Genomic DNA, 18,742 nt, shown 5'->3' on the forward strand with positions numbered 1-18,742 from the left:
GGCTTTATGAAAAAAAATTAAAGGATTTTGTTGCTTTATAGCGAATTAATGCTTATAGAACTGTAAATTAACCTTTTCTAGGTCTTCATTAAATTTTGAATGTGTTGCTTGGAAAACATGCTCAAAGACCTCTCCAAGTTCTTCCTCCATTATTTTAATACCCTCACCTGTGATACCACCCTTAACACAAACTTTTTCTTGTAAGGAAGGTAATGTATAATGCCCTTGTTTGATTAACTCACCGAGCCCAACAATCATTTCACTCGCCATCACTGTCGCCGTTTCTTGATCAATCTCCGTTTCTTTTACTGCTGCGAGTATAAATCGTTGCAGCAGGTAACTGAAAAACGCAGGACCACAGCTAACAATATCAGATGCCACTCTTGTTATTTTCTCATCAATTGTAACTGGTACCGAAATCTTCGCAAATAAACTCTCCACTTTTGTTTTCCAAATATCACTGCACTGTTCACCATACGTTATAAGAGAAACTCCCGCTAATGCACGATTTGTAATGCTCGGAATAACCCTAATTACTGAACTAGATGTTTTAGCTGCAAGTTGATTTGTATCGATAGGGCTAGTGATCGATATGATACATTTCCGATTATTCAAATGGGGATTAATCTCATCAAGAATTTTATAAACATCCAAGGGTTTTACACAGATGAACACCAAATCGGATTGAGAAGCGACTGCAGCTGCATTTTCCCCAACCCTTATACCCCTATATTTATCTTTAAGCAGCATCGCTTTTGTTTTTGTTCTATTTGTTATAACCATTGAAGAAGGGGAAACTGCTTTTCCATCGATCAAAGCCTCGATCAAAACTGTCCCCATATTACCGGTACCAATGATACCAATTTTCATTTTTCCGACCCTCCTTCGCATGCAGATTCTCTAATAACAATATGAAATTTGATAGTGAAATATACCAACTGAAAGGATGGATTCATTATGAAGGATTGGATGTATGAGCATAAAATTTATCTTATAATCGCTGTCATCATCTTTTTTGTGGCTATTTATTATTTTTTTGAGGAAAGAAAATCATCGTCAGAAATTAATGTAGAGGATATTGTCCATACGGAGATAAATGAGGCCGCCGCCCAACCACCCCAAAACCAAATACAGGAACCCGAAAGCTTTATTGTAGATGTAAAAGGGCAGGTAAAAATGCCTGGTGTGTATGCCTCCAGTCAGGATGAAAGGGTTATAGACGTGGTTCAGCGTGCCGGGGGGTTAACGGAAAACGCAGATGAAAGCAAGGTGAATTTTGCTGAGCATGTTCAGGATGCGATGGTGATTTATATTCCCGCAAAAGGGGAGGAAGGTAGTATCCCGCAGGGACTGACGGGTGATCCTTCAGCTGCTGGAGGCACTAAGCAAGGTAAAATTAATCTAAACGAGGCAGATGAAAATGAATTGCAAAACCTGCCTAGCATCGGTCCTTCAAAGGCCGCTGCGATTATAGAATACAGGGAAACAAATGGCGCTTTTAAAAGTGTTGAAGACCTTAAAAATATTAGCGGAATCGGTGACAAAACATTTGATAAGCTAAAAGATTTAATTACAGTTCAATAAGGAAATCTTATTGACCTTTTAAAGTCTCCAATATTACACTTAAGGGAGAAATAAATCGAAATTTGAAGGAGTTGGAGAAAGGTGGAGCGCATTTCTTGGGATCAATATTTTATGGCACAAAGCCATTTACTGGCATTAAGAAGTACCTGTACAAGACTTACAGTGGGAGCGACCATTGTCAGAGATAAGCGAATTATTGCGGGTGGTTATAACGGTTCGATTGCGGGTGGAGACCATTGTATCGATAAAGGCTGTTATGTCATAGATAATCATTGTGTAAGGACGATTCATGCAGAGATGAATGCTCTCCTGCAATGTGCGAAATTTGGTGTACCCACGGCTGACTCAGAAATTTATGTAACACATTTCCCATGCCTGCAGTGTTGCAAAGCCATTATCCAAGCTGGGATTAAAACAGTCTATTATGCAGAGGATTATAAGAACCATCCTCACGCAGTTGAGTTATTTCAGCAAGCAAACGTAAAGACTGAAAAGGTAGAATTAAAAGAATCAGTTATTGATTTACGCCAATTAAATCAATAAGCCCCAAAATTAGCGCCGGTCTCCCCGGCGTTATATCCTACCCTGAAAAATGGAGAACATTATGAATGGTAAATATTTTTATTTTGCGATTGTTGCATTATTAGGTGTATTAACCTCCCTATTTTCTTTTCTTCCGTTCCTTCTTTTAACGGTCATCTACCTTTTTCTCTTGCACAGGTTTAAGATGTATAACAGCTATCAGCTATTATTCGTCATCTGCCTCTTTATTATTTTTTTCCTCACTAGTGAACATTCCTCAGCTGATAATAAATCTAAACTGTCAGACAGCCTATCTACCTTTTATTTGCAATATACAGAGAATACAAAAGTGGATGGTGATTTGTTTCAAGTTACTGCATTAGAAAGAAATAGTAAAGAAAAGCTTCTAATACGCTATAAAATCAACTCTGAGGAAGAGAAAGAAAATTTAAAAAACACTAACTTTTATGGTCGTCTTTGTCAAGTAACGGGACAATTGAAAGACGCTTCCTTTACTAAAAATCCAAATGCTTTTAACTACCGTAAATACTTAGCCACTAAACAAGTTTATAAAATTGTTGAATTAGGAGAGCACCCGCTTAAAAACTGTGCTGCAGTTAAATCATCGCCGTTAACTATGATTAAAGAGTTACGTTTTAAAGGTATTCGCTACCTAGAAGAGCACTTCCCGTCAGAAATCGCTGCACTTTCAGCTGCCTTAATTTTTGGAGATCGAAGTATGTTTGACCCTGAGGTGTTAATGGATTATCAAAAAACAGGCATTGTTCATTTGCTGGCAATCTCTGGCCAACATGTTTCCTTATTAATCGGAATGGTTTTTTATTTAGGAATTCGAAGTGGGTTAACGAGGCAGTTCATGATGAATTTTCTTCTCGTTATTTTACCGGTTTATGCAATTTTAACTGGTGCTTCTCCTTCCGTTATTCGGGCGGTGCTAATGATTTTCCTTGTTTTATTTATTTTACGATGGAAGAAACAATTAAAATTGTCCCCGATTGACGCCATTAGTCTTACTCTAATGATATATGTATATTTTACTCCGCTAATTATTTTAGATGCAGGATTTCAGTTATCATTCTCGGTTAGCTTTGCCATTATTTTATCCACCTCCAGCATTTTGCCTCGGTATCAACAAATAATTACCTCTATGGTGGCCATTTCCGTTATTGCTCAACTTGCTGCGCTGCCGATTTTACTGTATCACTTTTTTGAAATCTCCTTTATTAGCATTGCAGCTAATCTTCTCTATATTCCACTCTTTTCGTTCGTATTTCTTCCAGGTTTTTATCTGTTATTTTTCATTCAGACTATCTTTGGAGATACTCCATCCATTCTGATAAATCTATTTATGAAAATTATTACATTAGCAAATAGAATAATCGAACAGCTTGCAGACTTATCTTTTGCACAGCTGATAACTGGAAGACCCAATTTGCTAAACTTTATGGCATATATTTTAATTATCCTAATTATTTTTCTATTATGGGAAGCGGGTTGGGAGCAGAGACGAAAACAAAAGGTTATGCTTTTTACATTTGTCTTATTTACATTTCAGAACGTTTGGAATTGGGCTAATCCATTTGGGGAAGTCACCATGATTGATGTTGGACAGGGAGATAGTATATTAATCCACTATCCATTTGGTCAGGGTACCTATTTAATTGATACTGGTGGAAGTGTTCAATTTGAAGAGGAGGATTGGAAAAAGGCTGCAAAACCATATGAAGTTGGGAGGGATGTGGTCGTTCCTTTTTTGAAGGGCAAGGGAATAAAAAAATTAGATAAACTAATTCTTACACATGGTGATAGTGATCATACTGGGGGGGCTCTTGCTGTTTTGGAGGAAATTAAAGTAAAACAGATTATTATGCCCTCAGTTGCTGAACCTTCAAATTCAGAATTAACTATTATCAAGGAGGCGAAGAAAAAAGGTATTCAAGTAGTAAAGGCAGCTGAAGGGAGCCAATGGAAAAATGAAAAAAGCTTATTTTTTGTAGTAAGTCCTGTAAAGAATTATCAAGGGGAGCGGAATAGTGGTTCTATCGCGATTGTCGCAAACATTGGAGGGCTTAAGTGGTTTTTTGGAGGTGATCTCGATCAAGAGGGAGAAGAAAGGATTATAAAGAAATACCCCAATTTGAATATTGATGTCTTAAAGGCTGGTCATCATGGCAGTAAAACCTCAAGCAGTGAGATATTTATTAACGCCATTACACCATCTGTTTCCTGGATCTCTGTTGGTGAAAAAAACCGCTATGGTCATCCTGACAATGAAGTGTTAGAACGACTATCAAAAACAACTGTATTTAGGACTGACCTTCATGGAGCTATTACCTATACGTTTTATCAGGAGAGTGGAACCTTTTCTCCCTTTTTACATAACATAAAGCAATAGCTCATTAGAAAACATAAAAGAGACTGCAAACGATATGCAGCCTCCAAACATTCATTATGTAGCAGTACATTAGGATCCGATAATTTTAATAACTGTTGCAATGATAAACATTGTAGCAAAAAAACTAAAAGAAACGATAAAGCCTACCCCAGAATCAATTGCGTCGTTACGTTTACTTTGCACATTCTTTTCAAATTCATTCACAGTATACCCCTCCTATTTCACATAATAGTATAAGCTTTTTTATTTAAAAAATCCAGCATGCTTTCGATATCTGCTTCCTATATTGACAAGAGTTGACACAAATACTTTCATCCAAAAAGGTGACACTAAATTTACACAAGGAACTCCGCCAAGCAATCGAATGATCCTAGGGCTTTGATTGCAGGCGTTCATTATAGATCGGGAATTGGCGCTTTTTAAGAAAAGCGTCATTTCCCTTTTAACACTTGTCAAATTGTCCAAGCTTCATTACGATAGATAATGGAACGAGAATCGAAGGGGAGCTTGGATAATGGTATTAGATATTTGGAAACAAATTAAACAACGGGAAATTGCTCCCATTTATTTATTATATGGTACAGAAGCATTTTTAATCAATGAAACAAAACAATTACTGCTTAATCAAGTTTTAGATGAGGAAGAGAAGGACTTTAATTTTACTGCTTACGACCTGGATGAAACCCCTATAGAAGCGGCACTAGAAGATGCAGAGACCTTTCCTTTTTTAGGTGAGAAGAAAGTAATTTTTCTACATAATCCTAAATTTTTAACTGCAGAAAAGACAAAAGATAAAATTGACCATAATCTCACGCGGCTTGAAGCATATCTGAAAGACCCAGCACCTTATACTGTATTGGTTATCTCCGCACCTTATGAAAAGCTGGATGAACGAAAAAAAGTGACCAAAGAATTAAAGAGATCTGCTGTTTCAGTAGAGGCTAAAAAATTAAATGAACATGATTTAAAAAATTGGGTGAAGGAAAGGGCAAAGTATAATGGCATTGTCTTTGATTCCGATGCGCTAGATTTGTTAATAACATTGGTTGGAACCAATATGTTTATGATTACGAGCGAGGTTGATAAATTAGCTTTATACGCTGCAGATGAGAACCGGATTGATGCGGCAATGGTGGAAAATTTAGTTTCAAGGTCACTTGAACAAAATATTTTTACCTTAATTGAGAAAGTTGTACAACGTAAACCAGAGGATGCTTTAAGAATTTATTATGATTTATTAAAACAAAACGAGGAACCAATTAAAATTTTGGCCTTGCTGGCAGGGCAGTTCAGGTTAATCTATCAGGTAAAAGAGCTCTCGCGCCGAGGTTATGGGCAACAGCAAATGGCTGGCTTTTTGAAAACTCATCCCTTTCGAGTAAAGCTGGCAGCGGGACAAGCTAATCAATTTACGGATGAAGAATTGAAAAATCTTATGACGATGTTAGCAAATGCAGATTATCAGATGAAAACCGGCGGGATGAATAAGTCTTTATTGATTGAAATGTTATTATTTAAAATAAAACGCTGAAGACAAAAAAACGATTCCAAGTAGGAATCGTTTTATTTTGTGCACTCTAAATTATAGAGAGTTAGCTTTTTTAGCAAGACGTGATTTTTTACGAGCAGCCGCATTTTTATGGATAAGTCCTTTTGCAGCAGCCTTGTCTAGTTTGCTAGCAGCAGTTGAGAATGCTTCTTTAGCTGCAGGAGCGTCGTTAAGAGTAACAGCAGCTTCTACTTTCTTAACAGCAGTACGCATTGCAGATTTAGCAGTTGTATTTTGAGCATTACGAGCTTCGCTTGTTTTTACACGCTTAATAGCAGATTTAATGTTAGGCATTACTTTCACCTCCTACAAAGAATCGAGACTATATGAACTCGACTTTACCTTCATTCACAATTATTCAGAACAAGAGATATTTTATCAAACCAAAGCCTAGATTGCAATACTTGATTTATTTTCAACTAAGAATAACCTGAATGTTTTAGCGGGAAGAGGGCAAAAATAAGGAAATAGTTTCTAGATTAAAAGGCGGAAGCGACTCGCCCAGGGGAGACAGGCATAAGGCGAGCCGGCGAGAAGGTTGTTCTTTAACCTTCTTGACGGATTGGCTTATGACCCCGAGCCCCTAGTCGCTGGAGCTAGATTGAGAACTTCAGAATAGGAGCGAGGCATTATGCAGGAGAACAAGAACAACAATATCGACTTAAGTCAGTACTCGATTCGAACGGATTTAGCGATTGAAGCAAGAGAAATGGTAATCGCGGATAGGGAAGGCTCTGTTCAACAAGGAGAGAATATCTCCCAAATTGAAGGAGTCATTATAAAAGAAAAAGATATAGATGATATCAAAGTATCATTAGTGGAGATTACTGAAACAGGAGCAAAACAGCTTGGTAAAAAAGCAGGACGCTATCTAACGGTGGAGGTTCAAGGGATTAGACAGCAGGACACTCCGTTACAACAAAAGGTAGAGGAGATTTTTGCAAAGGAATTTTCTCACTTCCTAGAAGGAACTGGTATCAAAAAGGATGCCTCTTGCCTCGTGGTGGGACTGGGAAATTGGAATGTTACTCCTGACGCACTTGGTCCGATGGTCTGTGAAAACCTATTGATCACCAGGCACTTGTTCGAGTTGCAGCCTGAACATGTAGAGGAAGGGTATCGTCCTGTTAGTTCGTTAGTTCCTGGAGTTATGGGATTAACGGGAATCGAAACGAGCGATATCATCTTTGGAGTAGTGGAGAAAACTAAGCCTGATTTTGTCATCGCGATTGATGCTTTAGCAGCGAGGTCAATTGAAAGGGTTAATTCTACCATTCAAGTTTCAGATACAGGAATTCATCCAGGATCTGGTGTTGGAAATAAAAGAAAAGAATTAAGTAAAGAAACATTAGGTGTTCCGGTAATTGCCATTGGGGTTCCCACCGTTGTCGATGCGGTTTCCATTACAAGTGACACGATAGATTTTATCCTTAAGCATTTTGGAAAGGAACTTAAGGAAGGAAATCGACCTTCACGAGCGCTCGCACCAGCGGGTATGACTTTTGGAAAACGGAAAAAGCTTACTGAAGAGGACCTTCCTGAAGAAAAGCACCGTCAGACCTTCCTAGGGATGATTGGAACTTTAGAAGAGGAAGAAAAACGTAAATTAATTTACGAGGTCCTCTCTCCTTTAGGACATAATTTGATGGTGACACCAAAAGAAGTAGATGTGTTTATTGAAGATATGGCTAATCTGATTGCTAGCGGGTTAAATGCTTCGCTCCACAGTAATGTTGATCAAGGAAATGCAGGTTACTATACAAGATAATATTAAGTGACCACCTCACAATTGCGATTTATGGTTCTAGCAATTCTAGTAATGTCATAAGTATTTACTAGAATCAAATTGAGAGGTGGAACCATGAAATCTACTAGGAATTCCGGATTGTTTCTGACGGTGCAAGGGACGAATCTAATAAAAGTAACCTCTTTTATCCTATTGTTTATGCTATTGGTTTTTTCTATCAGCGGGCTATTAACATCGTTAAAGCCCCAGTTTAGACCTATGTCTAATTCTGTTAATACGGCAACAAATGAAGTAAATGGGAAAATGCTCTATCAACTCATGGCATGGGAGAATCACCATTTCTTATCAATTGAGGATGATTTAACAGCAAGTCCCAAGTTAACTAACTTAATCTTTAAGCTTTCGAGCAATATTAATTTAAATGATCCAAGGAGCCTTTTAGGCAGGGAGCTTCCAGGCTTTGAACAGTTTGATGGAAAAATACTAGTCGCCGGTGAAGGTTCCAATTATACGAATATGCCAATGGAGTCTGCTCCGCCAATTGAAATAATGAAGGCAGAGCGTGAGGCTTCGCTGCAAAATTTAGAGGGAATTGATGAAGGGACAGAAAACGGAACACCTTCAAAACCGTTGCTCACAACAGGTGATAAAAAGGTTGTACATCTCTACTTCACACATAATCGTGAATCCTACTTACCCTATTTACAGGGGGTAACAGATCCTGACCTCGCTTATCATTCCCAGTTAAATGTCACCAAAATTGGGGATCAATTAAAAGCCGGCTTAGAGGCGAGAGGAATTGGTACATCCATAGATAAATCTGATGTTATGGGGTCTGTAAAAATGGCTGCAGCGTATTCAAAATCTGGTGAATTGGTTCGGGAGACACTTGCTACAAACAGTGATATTCACTATTTAATTGATATCCATCGAGATGCCAGACGAAAAGATAAAACAACGCCAATTATTAATGGACAGGCCTATGCACAGCTGGTTTTTGTGGTCGGTGGAAAAAACCCTAATTATGAAAAAAATCTAAAATTAGCAACGGACCTTCATAACCTATTACAAGAAAAATATAAAGGAATTAGCTGGGGAGTCTTGATGAAAAAAGACGCCGGATCAAATGGAGTGTATAATCAAAACCTTTCTGACAATGCTTTGTTAATTGAATTTGGCGGTGTTGATAATACCTTTGAAGAGCTAAACCGTTCAGCTGACGCGCTTGCAGATGTCTTTAGTGAATATTTCTGGCAGGCCGAGAAAGTAAATTATGATGTAGAACAATCCACGGATAAACAATAGAAGTAAAGGAGCATGTGCTATGAAAATGTTCATGCTGAAATTTTTTTGTATAGTAGCGCTGATGTTTATTTCAGTGTTAGCCGGTATGCAATTAGCCAATGACGGTATTCATAAAATGAAGGGCTATGATGACCCGAATTTTCAAAATGCTGTGGCCTTAAATGATAATGGTGACCATGTTAAGGCCACATTCTTGGGAAATGACATCTCAAGCCACGACATCGATGAAAAGAAAAAGAAGCTTGAGGAAATAAGTGCCTTTAATCTTTTTTCTTCGATGGGAAAGAAGGTCTCAGAAGGTGTTTCCTCAGCTTCGGAAAAACTGATTAATCTTATTACTCAATAAATTTGCCTGCGGTTCCTTAATGGGATACCGCTATTTTTATGGTAAAACCACCCTCTTTTAGTTTTCATTGAATCTTATTTCCCGTACTGATATAATCAAAAATAGTGTACTTGTGCGAGTTATAGTAGGAGTGAAATACATGAACAGAGAAGATAAATTAAAAAGACAATCAAAGATAAGAAATTTCTCGATTATTGCCCATATTGACCATGGGAAATCAACATTAGCTGACCGTATTTTGGAAAAAACGAATGCATTAACTTCTCGTGAAATGAAGGATCAGCTTCTAGATTCGATGGATTTAGAAAGAGAACGCGGCATAACGATTAAGTTAAATGCCGTGCAATTAAAATACAAAGCAAAAGATGGAGAAGAGTATACCTTCCATCTCATCGATACACCTGGACACGTCGATTTTACGTATGAGGTATCACGTTCTCTTGCTGCTTGTGAAGGTGCTGTTTTAGTCGTGGACGCTGCACAGGGGATTGAAGCACAAACTCTAGCAAACGTTTATCTAGCACTAGACAATAACCTTGAAATTTTACCGGTTATAAATAAAATCGACTTACCAAGTGCAGAGCCTGAAAGAGTCCGTAATGAAATAGAAGAAGTTATTGGACTTGACGCCTCTGAAGCAGTGTTAGCATCTGCTAAAGCCGGTATTGGGATTGAAGAAATTCTTGAACAGGTAGTGAAAGCTGTTCCTGCTCCAACAGGTGACCCAGATGCCCCTTTAAAAGCGTTAATTTTTGATTCCCTTTATGATGCCTATCGTGGTGTAGTGGCCTACATCCGTGTTTTTGAAGGAAGTGTAAAAGTGGGCGATAAAATTAAAATGATGGCTACTGGTGCAGAATTTGAAGTAAATGAAGTAGGGGTATTTACACCCAAATCATTGCTTTTAGACGAACTAACTGTTGGGGACGTTGGATTCCTGACAGCCTCTATCAAAAATGTAGGGGATACTCGTGTCGGTGATACGATTACAAATGCAAAAAATGGTGCAACTGAACCGCTGCCAGGTTACCGTACATTAAATCCAATGGTATACTGTGGCTTGTATCCCATTGATACTGCGAAATTTAATGATTTACGTGAAGCACTAGAGAAGCTGCAGTTAAATGATTCTGCGCTACAATTCGAGCCTGAAACTTCACAGGCGCTAGGTTTTGGTTTCCGCTGTGGGTTCTTAGGTCTTCTTCATATGGAGATTATCCAAGAGCGGATTGAGCGTGAATTCAAAATTGATTTGATAACAACAGCTCCAAGTGTTATCTATGATGTACACATGACAAATGGCACTCAAATAAAAGTGGATAACCCTTCAAATCTTCCGGATCCACAGAAAATTGACCATGTTGAAGAGCCTTACGTAAAAGCAACGATGATGGCTCCAAATGAATATGTCGGTGCGATTATGGAGCTTTGTCAGCAAAAGCGTGGTATGTTTATTAATATGGAATACCAAGGTGAAAATCGTGTAAGCATTATCTATGAAATTCCGTTAGCAGAAATTGTTTATGATTTTTTTGATCAACTTAAATCTAGCACCCGAGGCTATGCATCATTTGATTATGAGTTAATTGGCTACAAACCGTCTAGCTTGGTTAAAATGGATATATTGTTAAACGCTGAAAAGGTGGATGCCTTAAGCTTTATCGTTCATAAAGATTTTGCCTATGAACGCGGCAAAGTCATTGTTGAGAAGCTTAAAGAATTAATCCCAAGGCAGCAATTCGAAGTTCCTGTCCAAGCCGCTATTGGTCAGAAAATTGTTGCTCGCTCAACCATTAAATCCATGGGTAAAAACGTATTGGCTAAATGTTATGGGGGAGATATCTCCCGTAAACGAAAGCTGCTCGAGAAACAAAAAGAAGGTAAAAAACGAATGAAACAGGTTGGTTCTGTCGAGGTCCCACAAGAAGCCTTCATGGCAGTTCTAAAAATGGATGATAACAATACCAAAAAATAAAAAAATGTAACGGGAGGTTGGGATGTCTATATATAGGCGGAATCCAGCCTCTTTTTACTAGAAAAAAGAAGGTGAAAGTATGATTAAAGCTGCTTATCTCCATATACCCTTTTGTGAGCATATTTGCCATTACTGTGATTTTAATAAAGTATTTCTTAAAGGGCAGCCGGTGGATGAATATTTAAAGTCACTTGAGCAGGAAATGATTCTCACTCTACAAAAATACCCAACTGACCAGTTGGAAACAATTTTTGTAGGCGGCGGGACTCCTACTTCCCTAAATGAAAAACAACTCGAATGGTTTTGTCAAAGTATAAATAGAAATTTACCGATGGGCTGTAATCATGAGTTTACATTTGAAGCAAATCCAGGTGATTTAACAAAAGAAAAGTTACAAATATTAAAAGATGCAGGTGTAAACCGCCTTAGTCTCGGTGTTCAAACCTTTAATGATGACTTGTTAGAGAAAATTGGCCGTGTACATCGGGCAGAAGATGTTTACCAAACAGTAGACAATGCCAAGTCAATTGGTTTTGATAACATTAGTATTGATTTAATCTTCAGTCTGCCAACACAAACGATTAACGATTTTAAGGAGTCATTAGCACAAGCCTTTACTCTAGATATTCAACATTACTCTGCGTATTCATTAATTATTGAACCAAAGACCGTTTTTTACAATCTCATGCAAAAAGGCAAACTGCCACAACCTGGAGAAGATACGGAAGCAGCAATGTATGAACTGCTTATGGAGCAAATGGAAAAGCACGGATTTAAACAGTATGAAATTAGTAATTTTTCAAAGCCTGGCTATGAAAGCAAACATAACCTAACATACTGGAATAACGAATACTATTATGGGTTCGGTGCAGGTGCTCACAGCTATGTGAATGGCTGGAGACGCTCGAATGCTGGACCATTGAAAAAGTATATGGAACTAATTGATAACGGGAACCTCCCAATATTCCAGGAACACCAAACTTCAAAAGCAGAACAAATAGAAGAAGAAATGTTTTTAGGTCTGCGAAAAACAGATGGAGTATCTATATCCCATTTCATTGAAAAATTTGATATTGATCCACTGGAAATATTTGGAAATGAGATATCTGATTTGATTGCAAAAAAATGGATAGAAGTAAAAGAAGATAATATATATTTAACAAAAACAGGGCGGCCCCTCGGTAATGAGGTTTTCCAATCATTTTTAGGTGTTGCAAATTAACCCTAGGAACATGGTGATTTGCAATTTCTTAACACCAAATGATTGACACCATCCCCCTATTTTTGATAATTTATTAATAGAATTAGCACTCGACTTCAATGAGTGCTAACAGAGGTGATGAAAGGTGTTAACAGATCGTCAATTATTGATTCTTCAGGTTATTGTTGATGATTTTATTCGGTCTGCACAACCTGTCGGCTCAAGGAGTTTGTCGAAAAAAGAAGAAATTTCATTTAGTTCAGCAACAATTCGGAATGAAATGGCTGACCTTGAAGAGTTAGGCTATATAGAAAAAACGCATACTTCTTCTGGTCGTGTTCCTTCTGAAAAAGGCTATCGGTATTATGTAGACCATTTGCTGTCGCCTCAAGTATTAAACAAGCAGGATATTACGATTATTCAATCGATTTTTGCGGAAAAGATTTTTGAGTTTGAGAAAATTATCCAAAAATCAGCAAAAATCTTATCTGAGTTAACCAATTATACTTCTATCGTTTTAGGTCCTGCGGCCAGCTTTAATAAACTTAAAAGAATACAAATCATTCCTTTAAACAAGGAAACAGCTGTAGCTATCTTTGTTACTGATTCAGGTCATGTTGAAAACCGGACATTTTATTTGCCGCCTTCAGTTGATGCGAGTGATTTGGAAAAGACAGTCAACATATTAAACGAACGGTTGACAGGGGTAGCGCTAGAAGAGTTAAACGATAAAATCTATAAGGAAGTTGCGACGCTGTTGAGGCAGCATATTCGAAATTATGATTTAATGCTGCACACCATTGCTGATTCGCTTAAAATGCCGGCTAATGAAAAACTCTTCTTTGGTGGTAAGACAAATATGTTAAGCCAGCCGGAATTTCATGATATCAGCAAAATTCGTACCCTCTTACAGATGATTGATCACGAAGAGTGGATCTATCCTTTAATCAAACATGACTCAGCTGGTATCAACGTGAAAATCGGCAGAGAAAACAACAACAGCGCAATGGAAAATTGCAGCCTTATTACGGCAACCTATTCAGTTGGAGCAGAAAGTTTGGGAACCATTGCAATTCTTGGACCAACTAGAATGGAGTACTCACGTGTAATAAGCTTGCTGCAGTTTTTAAGTAAGGATTTAACCTCAGTATTAACGAACCTGTATCAAAAATATTAGCAGTGGAAATATTGAGTAAGGGTGAATGCTCTATTTTCACCCTCCTTTTCATGAAAATAACCATTACGATAAATGTTTAACAATCCTTTAAGGAGGTGAGTAAGTTGACAGAAGAAAAGAATAACACTCTTAATGAGGAAGTTGAGTCCGAAACAAATGAACAAGTAGAACTTACCAATGAGGGAGTTGAACCTGTTTTTGCTGAAACAGGGGATTCCACTGAAGATTCAGCGAAGGTAGACTATGCTGCTGAAATTCAAAACCTCACCAGTAAATTAGAAGAAGCGGATAATCGTTACTTGCGTCTACAGGCAGATTTTGATAACTTCCGCCGTCGTACTCGATTAGAAATCGAGGCGGGTGAAAAATATAAAGCACAAAAGTTAGTGACTGAGTTGCTTCCGACTTTGGACAATTTCGAAAGAGCACTTCAAATAGAAGCAGACAATGACCAAACGCGCTCCTTGCTTCAAGGAATGGAAATGGTTTATCGTAGCTTAGTTGACGCCTTGAAAAAAGAAGGTGTTGAACCAATTGAAGCAGTTGGAAAAGAGTTTGATCCAAATTTCCACCAAGCAGTAATGCAGGGAGAAGATGAGAATTATGGCTCTAATATCGTAAGTGCTGAATTTCAAAAAGGGTACATGTTAAAGGATCGAGTGATCCGCCCGTCAATGGTTAAGGTTAATCAATAAACCTACATATTAATACCTAGGAGGAAAAGGGAAATGAGTAAAATTATCGGTATTGACCTTGGTACAACAAACTCATGTGTTGCAGTTCTTGAAGGCGGCGAACCAAAGGTTATTCCAAATCCAGAAGGAAACCGCACAACACCATCTGTTGTTGCATTTAAAAACGGTGAACGCCAAATAGGGGAAGTGGCTAAGCGTCAGGCTGTTACGAACCCAAATACCATCATGTCCATTAAACGTCATATGGGAACAGATTACAAAGTAGAAGTAGAAGGTAAAAACTATACTCCACAAGAAATGTCAGCTATTATCCTTCAATATTTAAAATCTTACGCTGAAGATTATTTAGGTGAGCCAGTTACTAAAGCAGTTATTACTGTACCTGCTTACTTTAATGACGCCGAACGCCAAGCTACAAAGGATGCAGGTAGAATTGCTGGTTTAGAAGTTGAGCGTATCATCAATGAACCTACTGCTGCAGCTCTTGCGTACGGATTGGATAAAACGGATGAAGACCAAACGATTCTTGTTTATGACCTTGGCGGCGGTACATTCGACGTTTCCATCCTTGAATTAGGTGATGGTGTATTTGAAGTTAAATCTACTGCTGGTGATAACCGTCTAGGCGGAGATGACTTTGACCAAGTTATTATTGATTACCTAGTAGAGCAATTCAAAAAAGAAAATGGCATTGACCTTTCCCAAGATAAAATGGCATTACAGCGCTTAAAGGATGCTGCAGAAAAAGCGAAAAAGGATTTATCTGGAGTAGCTTCAACGCAAATTTCTTTACCATTTATCACTGCAGGTCCTGCTGGTCCACTTCACCTTGAAGTAACAATGACAAGAGCTAAATTTGATGAGCTATCTGCACACCTTGTAGAGCGGACAATGGGGCCTACTCGCCAAGCATTAAGTGACGCTGGTCTTTCGCCATCACAGCTTGATAAGGTCATTCTGGTCGGCGGATCAACTCGTATTCCTGCTGTACAGGAAGCAATTAAAAAGGCAACAGGTAAAGAACCACACCGTGGAGTTAACCCGGATGAAGTAGTAGCAATGGGTGCAGCTATTCAAGGCGGCGTAATCACAGGTGATGTAAAAGATGTTGTTTTACTTGACGTGACACCATTATCACTAGGTATCGAAACAATGGGCGGTGTGTTTACAAAGTTAATCGACCGTAATACAACGATTCCAACATCAAAATCACAAGTATTCTCAACTGCGGCTGATAACCAAACGGCTGTTGATATTCACGTTCTTCAAGGGGAACGTCCAATGGCAAATCTAAATAAAACATTGGGACGTTTCCAATTATCCGATATTCCACCAGCTCCACGTGGAATTCCACAAATTGAAGTAACGTTTGATATTGATAAAAACGGTATTGTCAATGTACGTGCGAAAGATCTTGGTACGAATAAAGAACAGCAAATTACAATCAAATCTTCAACTGGTCTCTCTGATGAAGAAATTCAAAAAATGGTTAGAGAAGCAGAAGAAAACGCTGAAGCTGATAAACAGCGTAAAGAAGAAGTGGAACTTCGCAATGAAGCAGACCAATTAGTCTTTACAACTGAAAAAACATTAAAAGATTTAGAAGATAAAGTGGACGCTGCTGAAGTAGCGAAAGCAAATGAAGCAAAAGATGCTTTAAAAGCAGCGATTGAGCAAAATGATCTTGCCGAAATCCGCGCTAAAAAAGACGCTTTACAAGAAATTGTTCAAGCTTTAACTGTTAAGCTTTATGAACAAGCTGCTCAAGCAGCACAAGGAGCGCAAGGCGCAGAAGGCGGAGCAGCAGGTCCTAAAGATGACAATGTAGTCGACGCTGAATTTGAAGAAATCAAAGAAGAGAAATAAAAAAGCAAAGCTAGTAACTTACGAAAAAGTCAAAGTCAGCATCGGCTTTGGCTTTTTCTTTGTAAAATATCTATGTATTGTCCAGCTCCAGGCGCTATCGGCTTGAGACATAAGCTTGTCTAGTTGCGGCTCGTCTTATGCTAGTCGACGATAAGCAAGCGCCTTGTGCATTTCTTATTGCAATGACCTTCTTATAAATGTTAGAATAATCTTTATGTGAAAGATTCGGGAGTGGTAATCATGAGTAAACGAGATTACTATGAGGTGCTTGGTGTTAGTAAGAGCGCTTCTAAGGATGAGATAAAAAAAGCATATCGAAAGCTCTCTAAACAATATCATCCAGATATTAACAAAGAGCCGGATGCTGCAGATAAATTTAAAGAAATCGCTGAAGCTTATGAGGTTCTAAGCGATGATCAAAAAAAGGCACACTATGATCAATTTGGTCATACTGATCCAAATCAAGGTTTTGGCGGTGGCGCTGATTTTGGCGGCGGCTTTGGCGGCTTCGAAGATATTTTTAATACGTTCTTCGGCGGTGGAGGCGGATCGCGACGACGTGATCCTAATGCTCCAAGACAAGGTGCAGACCTGCAGTACACGATGACGATTACGTTTGAGGAAGCAGCGTTTGGAAAAGAAACAGATATTGAAATCCCACGTGAAGAAACATGTGGTACATGCAGCGGGTCTGGTGCTAAAAAAGGTACCAAAGCAGAAACATGTCAGCACTGTCATGGAACAGGACAGTTAAATATTGAGCAAAATACACCATTTGGCAGAGTTGTTAATCGCCGCATTTGCCACCATTGTAATGGTACAGGTAAAGAGATAAAACATAAATGCTCAACCTGTGGCGGCACTGGTAAAGTGAAAAAGCGGAAAAAAATACATGTTAAAATCCCTGCAGGTATTGACGATGGGCAACAGCTAAGAATTTCTGGACAAGGTGAGGGCGGAATTAACGGAGGCCCATCTGGCGATTTATATATTGTTTTCCACGTAAGAGAACATGAGTTTTTTGAGAGAGATGGCGATGATGTTTATTGTGAAATGCCAATAACCTTCGTTCAAGCGTCTCTTGGTGCAGAAATTGAAGTGCCAACACTGCATGGAAAAGTAAAACTTAAGGTTCCTGCTGGAACACAAACAGGTACTAAATTCCGACTTAAAGGTAAAGGAATTCCTAATGTACGTGGTTATGGGGTAGGGGACCAGCATATTATTGTCCGTATGATCACTCCTACGAAGTTAACGGATAAACAAAAGCAGCTTCTTCGTGAGTTTGCAGATCTTAGTGGTAACTCACCAATCGGTGAACATGAAGAAGGGTTTTTCTCAAAAGTAAAACGAGCCTTTAAGGGCGAGTAAGGATTGGAGTTGGTAGAATGAAGTGGTCTGAACTTAGTATTCACACTACAAATGAAGCGATTGAACCAATATCGCATATATTACATGAGGCCGGTGCCAGCGGCGTAGTTATTGAGGATCCTTTTGAACTAACAAAGGAAAGACAAGATCAATTCGGGGAAATCTACCAACTCAATCCAGATGATTACCCTGAAGAAGGAGTTATCGTTAAAGCATATCTGCCTGTTAACAGCTTCTTAGGTGAAACGGTAGATGCGATAAAAGAATCGATTAATAACCTTATAATCCACAATATTGATATTGGAATAAATAAAGTGACCATTAGTGAAGTGAACGAGGAAGAATGGGCAACAGCATGGAAGAAATATTATCATCCTGTTAAAATTTCAGAGAAGTTTACTATTGTTCCTACTTGGGAGATATACACTCCAGTCAGCAGTGATGAATTAATCATTGAATTGGATCCTGGAATGGCCTTCGGAACCGGAACACATCCAACAACGGTAATGTGTATTCAAGCTCTAGAAAGAACAGTAGTTCCCGGTGACAGGGTAATTGATGTTGGAACTGGATCAGGTGTGCTAAGTATTGCTGCAGCTATGCTAGGTGCAGAAGATGTTCGTGCCTATGATTTAGATGAAGTTGCTGTAACATCAGCGCGACTCAACATAAAGCTTAATAAAGTAAGTGATAAGGTAACCACTTCGCAAAATAACCTTTTAGATGGTGTAGAAGAGAATTCAGCTGACGTGGTTGTAGCCAATATTTTAGCTGAAGTTATTTTGCGTTTTACAGATGATGTAGCACATGTTGTGAAACCTGGGGGAACTTTTATTGCCTCAGGAATTATTCAGCAGAAGAAAGATCAAGTAAAAGAAGGACTCATACAGTCCGGATTTGAAATCATCGAAACCATCTTAATGGAAGATTGGGTTGCGATTATTGCTAAAAGGGTATAATGCTGAAAAAAGGGGATAATACCCCTTTT

16 protein-coding genes and 1 pseudogene are annotated in these 18,742 nt (G+C 38.5%); 14 read left to right on the top strand and 3 right to left on the bottom strand.

The window, feature by feature from the left end; genetic code table 11:
* Window positions 1-45 precede the first annotated feature (45 nt).
* Entirely contained in the window at window positions 46-870 is an 825-nt protein-coding gene (comER, locus tag QFZ28_RS09480; RefSeq protein WP_307194398.1) for a late competence protein ComER, read from the bottom strand.
* 87 nt (window positions 871-957) lie between these two features.
* Here comER and QFZ28_RS09485 point away from each other — a divergent pair, with 87 nt between their 5' ends.
* From QFZ28_RS09485 to QFZ28_RS09495, 3 genes and pseudogenes are all read left to right on the top strand, one after another.
* The gene (locus QFZ28_RS09485; RefSeq protein ID WP_307194399.1) at window positions 958-1,584 is read left to right on the top strand and encodes a helix-hairpin-helix domain-containing protein; all 627 of its coding nucleotides are present in this window, start codon (window positions 958-960) and stop codon (window positions 1,582-1,584) included.
* 81 nt (window positions 1,585-1,665) lie between these two features.
* Window positions 1,666-2,112 (top strand): annotated as a pseudogene (locus QFZ28_RS09490) (ComE operon protein 2); the annotation flags it as partial.
* Between the two features lie 76 nt (window positions 2,113-2,188).
* Window positions 2,189-4,522 carry a DNA internalization-related competence protein ComEC/Rec2 gene (locus QFZ28_RS09495; protein ID WP_307194400.1) on the top strand — a complete coding sequence of 778 codons (2,334 nt, stop codon included), beginning with the start codon at window positions 2,189-2,191 and terminating at the stop codon, window positions 4,520-4,522.
* A 69-nt stretch (window positions 4,523-4,591) separates the two neighbouring features.
* Here QFZ28_RS09495 and QFZ28_RS09500 read toward each other — a convergent pair whose 3' ends face one another.
* Window positions 4,592-4,726, bottom strand: coding sequence for a YqzM family protein (locus QFZ28_RS09500; protein WP_307194401.1), 135 nt, complete (start codon window positions 4,724-4,726; stop codon window positions 4,592-4,594).
* 310 nt (window positions 4,727-5,036) lie between these two features.
* Between QFZ28_RS09500 and holA the strand changes: the two genes are divergently transcribed.
* Window positions 5,037-6,053: a DNA polymerase III subunit delta gene (gene holA, locus QFZ28_RS09505; RefSeq protein ID WP_307194402.1), complete on the top strand. Its 1,017-nt coding sequence runs from the start codon at window positions 5,037-5,039 to the stop codon at window positions 6,051-6,053.
* A gap of 51 nt (window positions 6,054-6,104) precedes the next feature.
* On the opposite strand, the gene rpsT is transcribed toward holA, so the two are convergent.
* A complete protein-coding gene (rpsT, locus tag QFZ28_RS09510) occupies window positions 6,105-6,365 on the bottom strand; it encodes a 30S ribosomal protein S20 (protein WP_063251355.1) in 261 nt (86 codons plus the stop codon).
* 337 nt (window positions 6,366-6,702) lie between these two features.
* On the opposite strand from rpsT, the gene gpr reads away from it, so the two are divergent.
* From gpr to prmA, 10 genes are all read left to right on the top strand, one after another.
* Window positions 6,703-7,839 carry a GPR endopeptidase gene (gene gpr, locus QFZ28_RS09515; RefSeq protein ID WP_307194403.1) on the top strand — a complete coding sequence of 379 codons (1,137 nt, stop codon included), beginning with the start codon at window positions 6,703-6,705 and terminating at the stop codon, window positions 7,837-7,839.
* 93 nt (window positions 7,840-7,932) lie between these two features.
* Window positions 7,933-9,123: a stage II sporulation protein P gene (gene spoIIP, locus QFZ28_RS09520; protein WP_307194404.1), complete on the top strand. Its 1,191-nt coding sequence runs from the start codon at window positions 7,933-7,935 to the stop codon at window positions 9,121-9,123.
* A gap of 19 nt (window positions 9,124-9,142) precedes the next feature.
* Entirely contained in the window at window positions 9,143-9,469 is a 327-nt protein-coding gene (locus tag QFZ28_RS09525; RefSeq protein WP_307194405.1) for a DUF3679 domain-containing protein, read from the top strand.
* A gap of 139 nt (window positions 9,470-9,608) precedes the next feature.
* Window positions 9,609-11,444 carry a translation elongation factor 4 gene (gene lepA / locus QFZ28_RS09530; protein ID WP_307194406.1) on the top strand — a complete coding sequence of 612 codons (1,836 nt, stop codon included), beginning with the start codon at window positions 9,609-9,611 and terminating at the stop codon, window positions 11,442-11,444.
* A gap of 79 nt (window positions 11,445-11,523) precedes the next feature.
* On the top strand, window positions 11,524-12,666 hold the full coding sequence (gene hemW, locus QFZ28_RS09535) for a radical SAM family heme chaperone HemW (RefSeq protein ID WP_307194407.1): 1,143 nt from the start codon (window positions 11,524-11,526) through the stop codon (window positions 12,664-12,666).
* A 124-nt stretch (window positions 12,667-12,790) separates the two neighbouring features.
* Window positions 12,791-13,822, top strand: a complete 1,032-nt coding sequence (gene hrcA, locus QFZ28_RS09540; RefSeq protein WP_307194408.1) for a heat-inducible transcriptional repressor HrcA — start codon at window positions 12,791-12,793, stop codon at window positions 13,820-13,822.
* A 104-nt stretch (window positions 13,823-13,926) separates the two neighbouring features.
* On the top strand, window positions 13,927-14,517 hold the full coding sequence (gene grpE, locus QFZ28_RS09545) for a nucleotide exchange factor GrpE (protein ID WP_307194409.1): 591 nt from the start codon (window positions 13,927-13,929) through the stop codon (window positions 14,515-14,517).
* Window positions 14,518-14,550: 33 nt separating this feature from the next.
* A complete protein-coding gene (gene dnaK, locus QFZ28_RS09550) occupies window positions 14,551-16,383 on the top strand; it encodes a molecular chaperone DnaK (protein ID WP_307194410.1) in 1,833 nt (610 codons plus the stop codon).
* Between the two features lie 240 nt (window positions 16,384-16,623).
* A complete protein-coding gene (gene dnaJ / locus QFZ28_RS09555) occupies window positions 16,624-17,754 on the top strand; it encodes a molecular chaperone DnaJ (RefSeq protein ID WP_307194411.1) in 1,131 nt (376 codons plus the stop codon).
* A 17-nt stretch (window positions 17,755-17,771) separates the two neighbouring features.
* A complete protein-coding gene (gene prmA / locus QFZ28_RS09560) occupies window positions 17,772-18,713 on the top strand; it encodes a 50S ribosomal protein L11 methyltransferase (RefSeq protein WP_307194412.1) in 942 nt (313 codons plus the stop codon).
* The last annotated feature ends 29 nt before the right edge of the window (window positions 18,714-18,742 follow it).

This window comes from Neobacillus niacini (genome assembly GCF_030817695.1).
Taxonomy (GTDB): domain Bacteria; phylum Bacillota; class Bacilli; order Bacillales; family Cytobacillaceae; genus Neobacillus; species Neobacillus niacini_F.

What these genes read in the sequence shown, in the direction of transcription:
- dnaJ (WP_307194411.1), top strand. Translation starts at nt 16,624, where the DNA reads ATGAGTAAACGAGATTACTATGAGGTGCTTGGTGTTAGTAAGAGCGCT.
- QFZ28_RS09525 (WP_307194405.1), top strand. Translation starts at nt 9,143, where the DNA reads ATGAAAATGTTCATGCTGAAATTTTTTTGTATAGTAGCGCTGATGTTT.
- hemW (WP_307194407.1), top strand. Translation starts at nt 11,524, where the DNA reads ATGATTAAAGCTGCTTATCTCCATATACCCTTTTGTGAGCATATTTGC.
- spoIIP (WP_307194404.1), top strand. Translation starts at nt 7,933, where the DNA reads ATGAAATCTACTAGGAATTCCGGATTGTTTCTGACGGTGCAAGGGACG.
- comER (WP_307194398.1), bottom strand. Translation starts at nt 870, where the DNA reads ATGAAAATTGGTATCATTGGTACCGGTAATATGGGGACAGTTTTGATC.
- gpr (WP_307194403.1), top strand. Translation starts at nt 6,703, where the DNA reads ATGCAGGAGAACAAGAACAACAATATCGACTTAAGTCAGTACTCGATT.
- rpsT (WP_063251355.1), bottom strand. Translation starts at nt 6,365, where the DNA reads ATGCCTAACATTAAATCTGCTATTAAGCGTGTAAAAACAAGCGAAGCT.
- prmA (WP_307194412.1), top strand. Translation starts at nt 17,772, where the DNA reads ATGAAGTGGTCTGAACTTAGTATTCACACTACAAATGAAGCGATTGAA.
- lepA (WP_307194406.1), top strand. Translation starts at nt 9,609, where the DNA reads ATGAACAGAGAAGATAAATTAAAAAGACAATCAAAGATAAGAAATTTC.
- holA (WP_307194402.1), top strand. Translation starts at nt 5,037, where the DNA reads ATGGTATTAGATATTTGGAAACAAATTAAACAACGGGAAATTGCTCCC.
- QFZ28_RS09495 (WP_307194400.1), top strand. Translation starts at nt 2,189, where the DNA reads ATGAATGGTAAATATTTTTATTTTGCGATTGTTGCATTATTAGGTGTA.
- QFZ28_RS09485 (WP_307194399.1), top strand. Translation starts at nt 958, where the DNA reads ATGAAGGATTGGATGTATGAGCATAAAATTTATCTTATAATCGCTGTC.
- dnaK (WP_307194410.1), top strand. Translation starts at nt 14,551, where the DNA reads ATGAGTAAAATTATCGGTATTGACCTTGGTACAACAAACTCATGTGTT.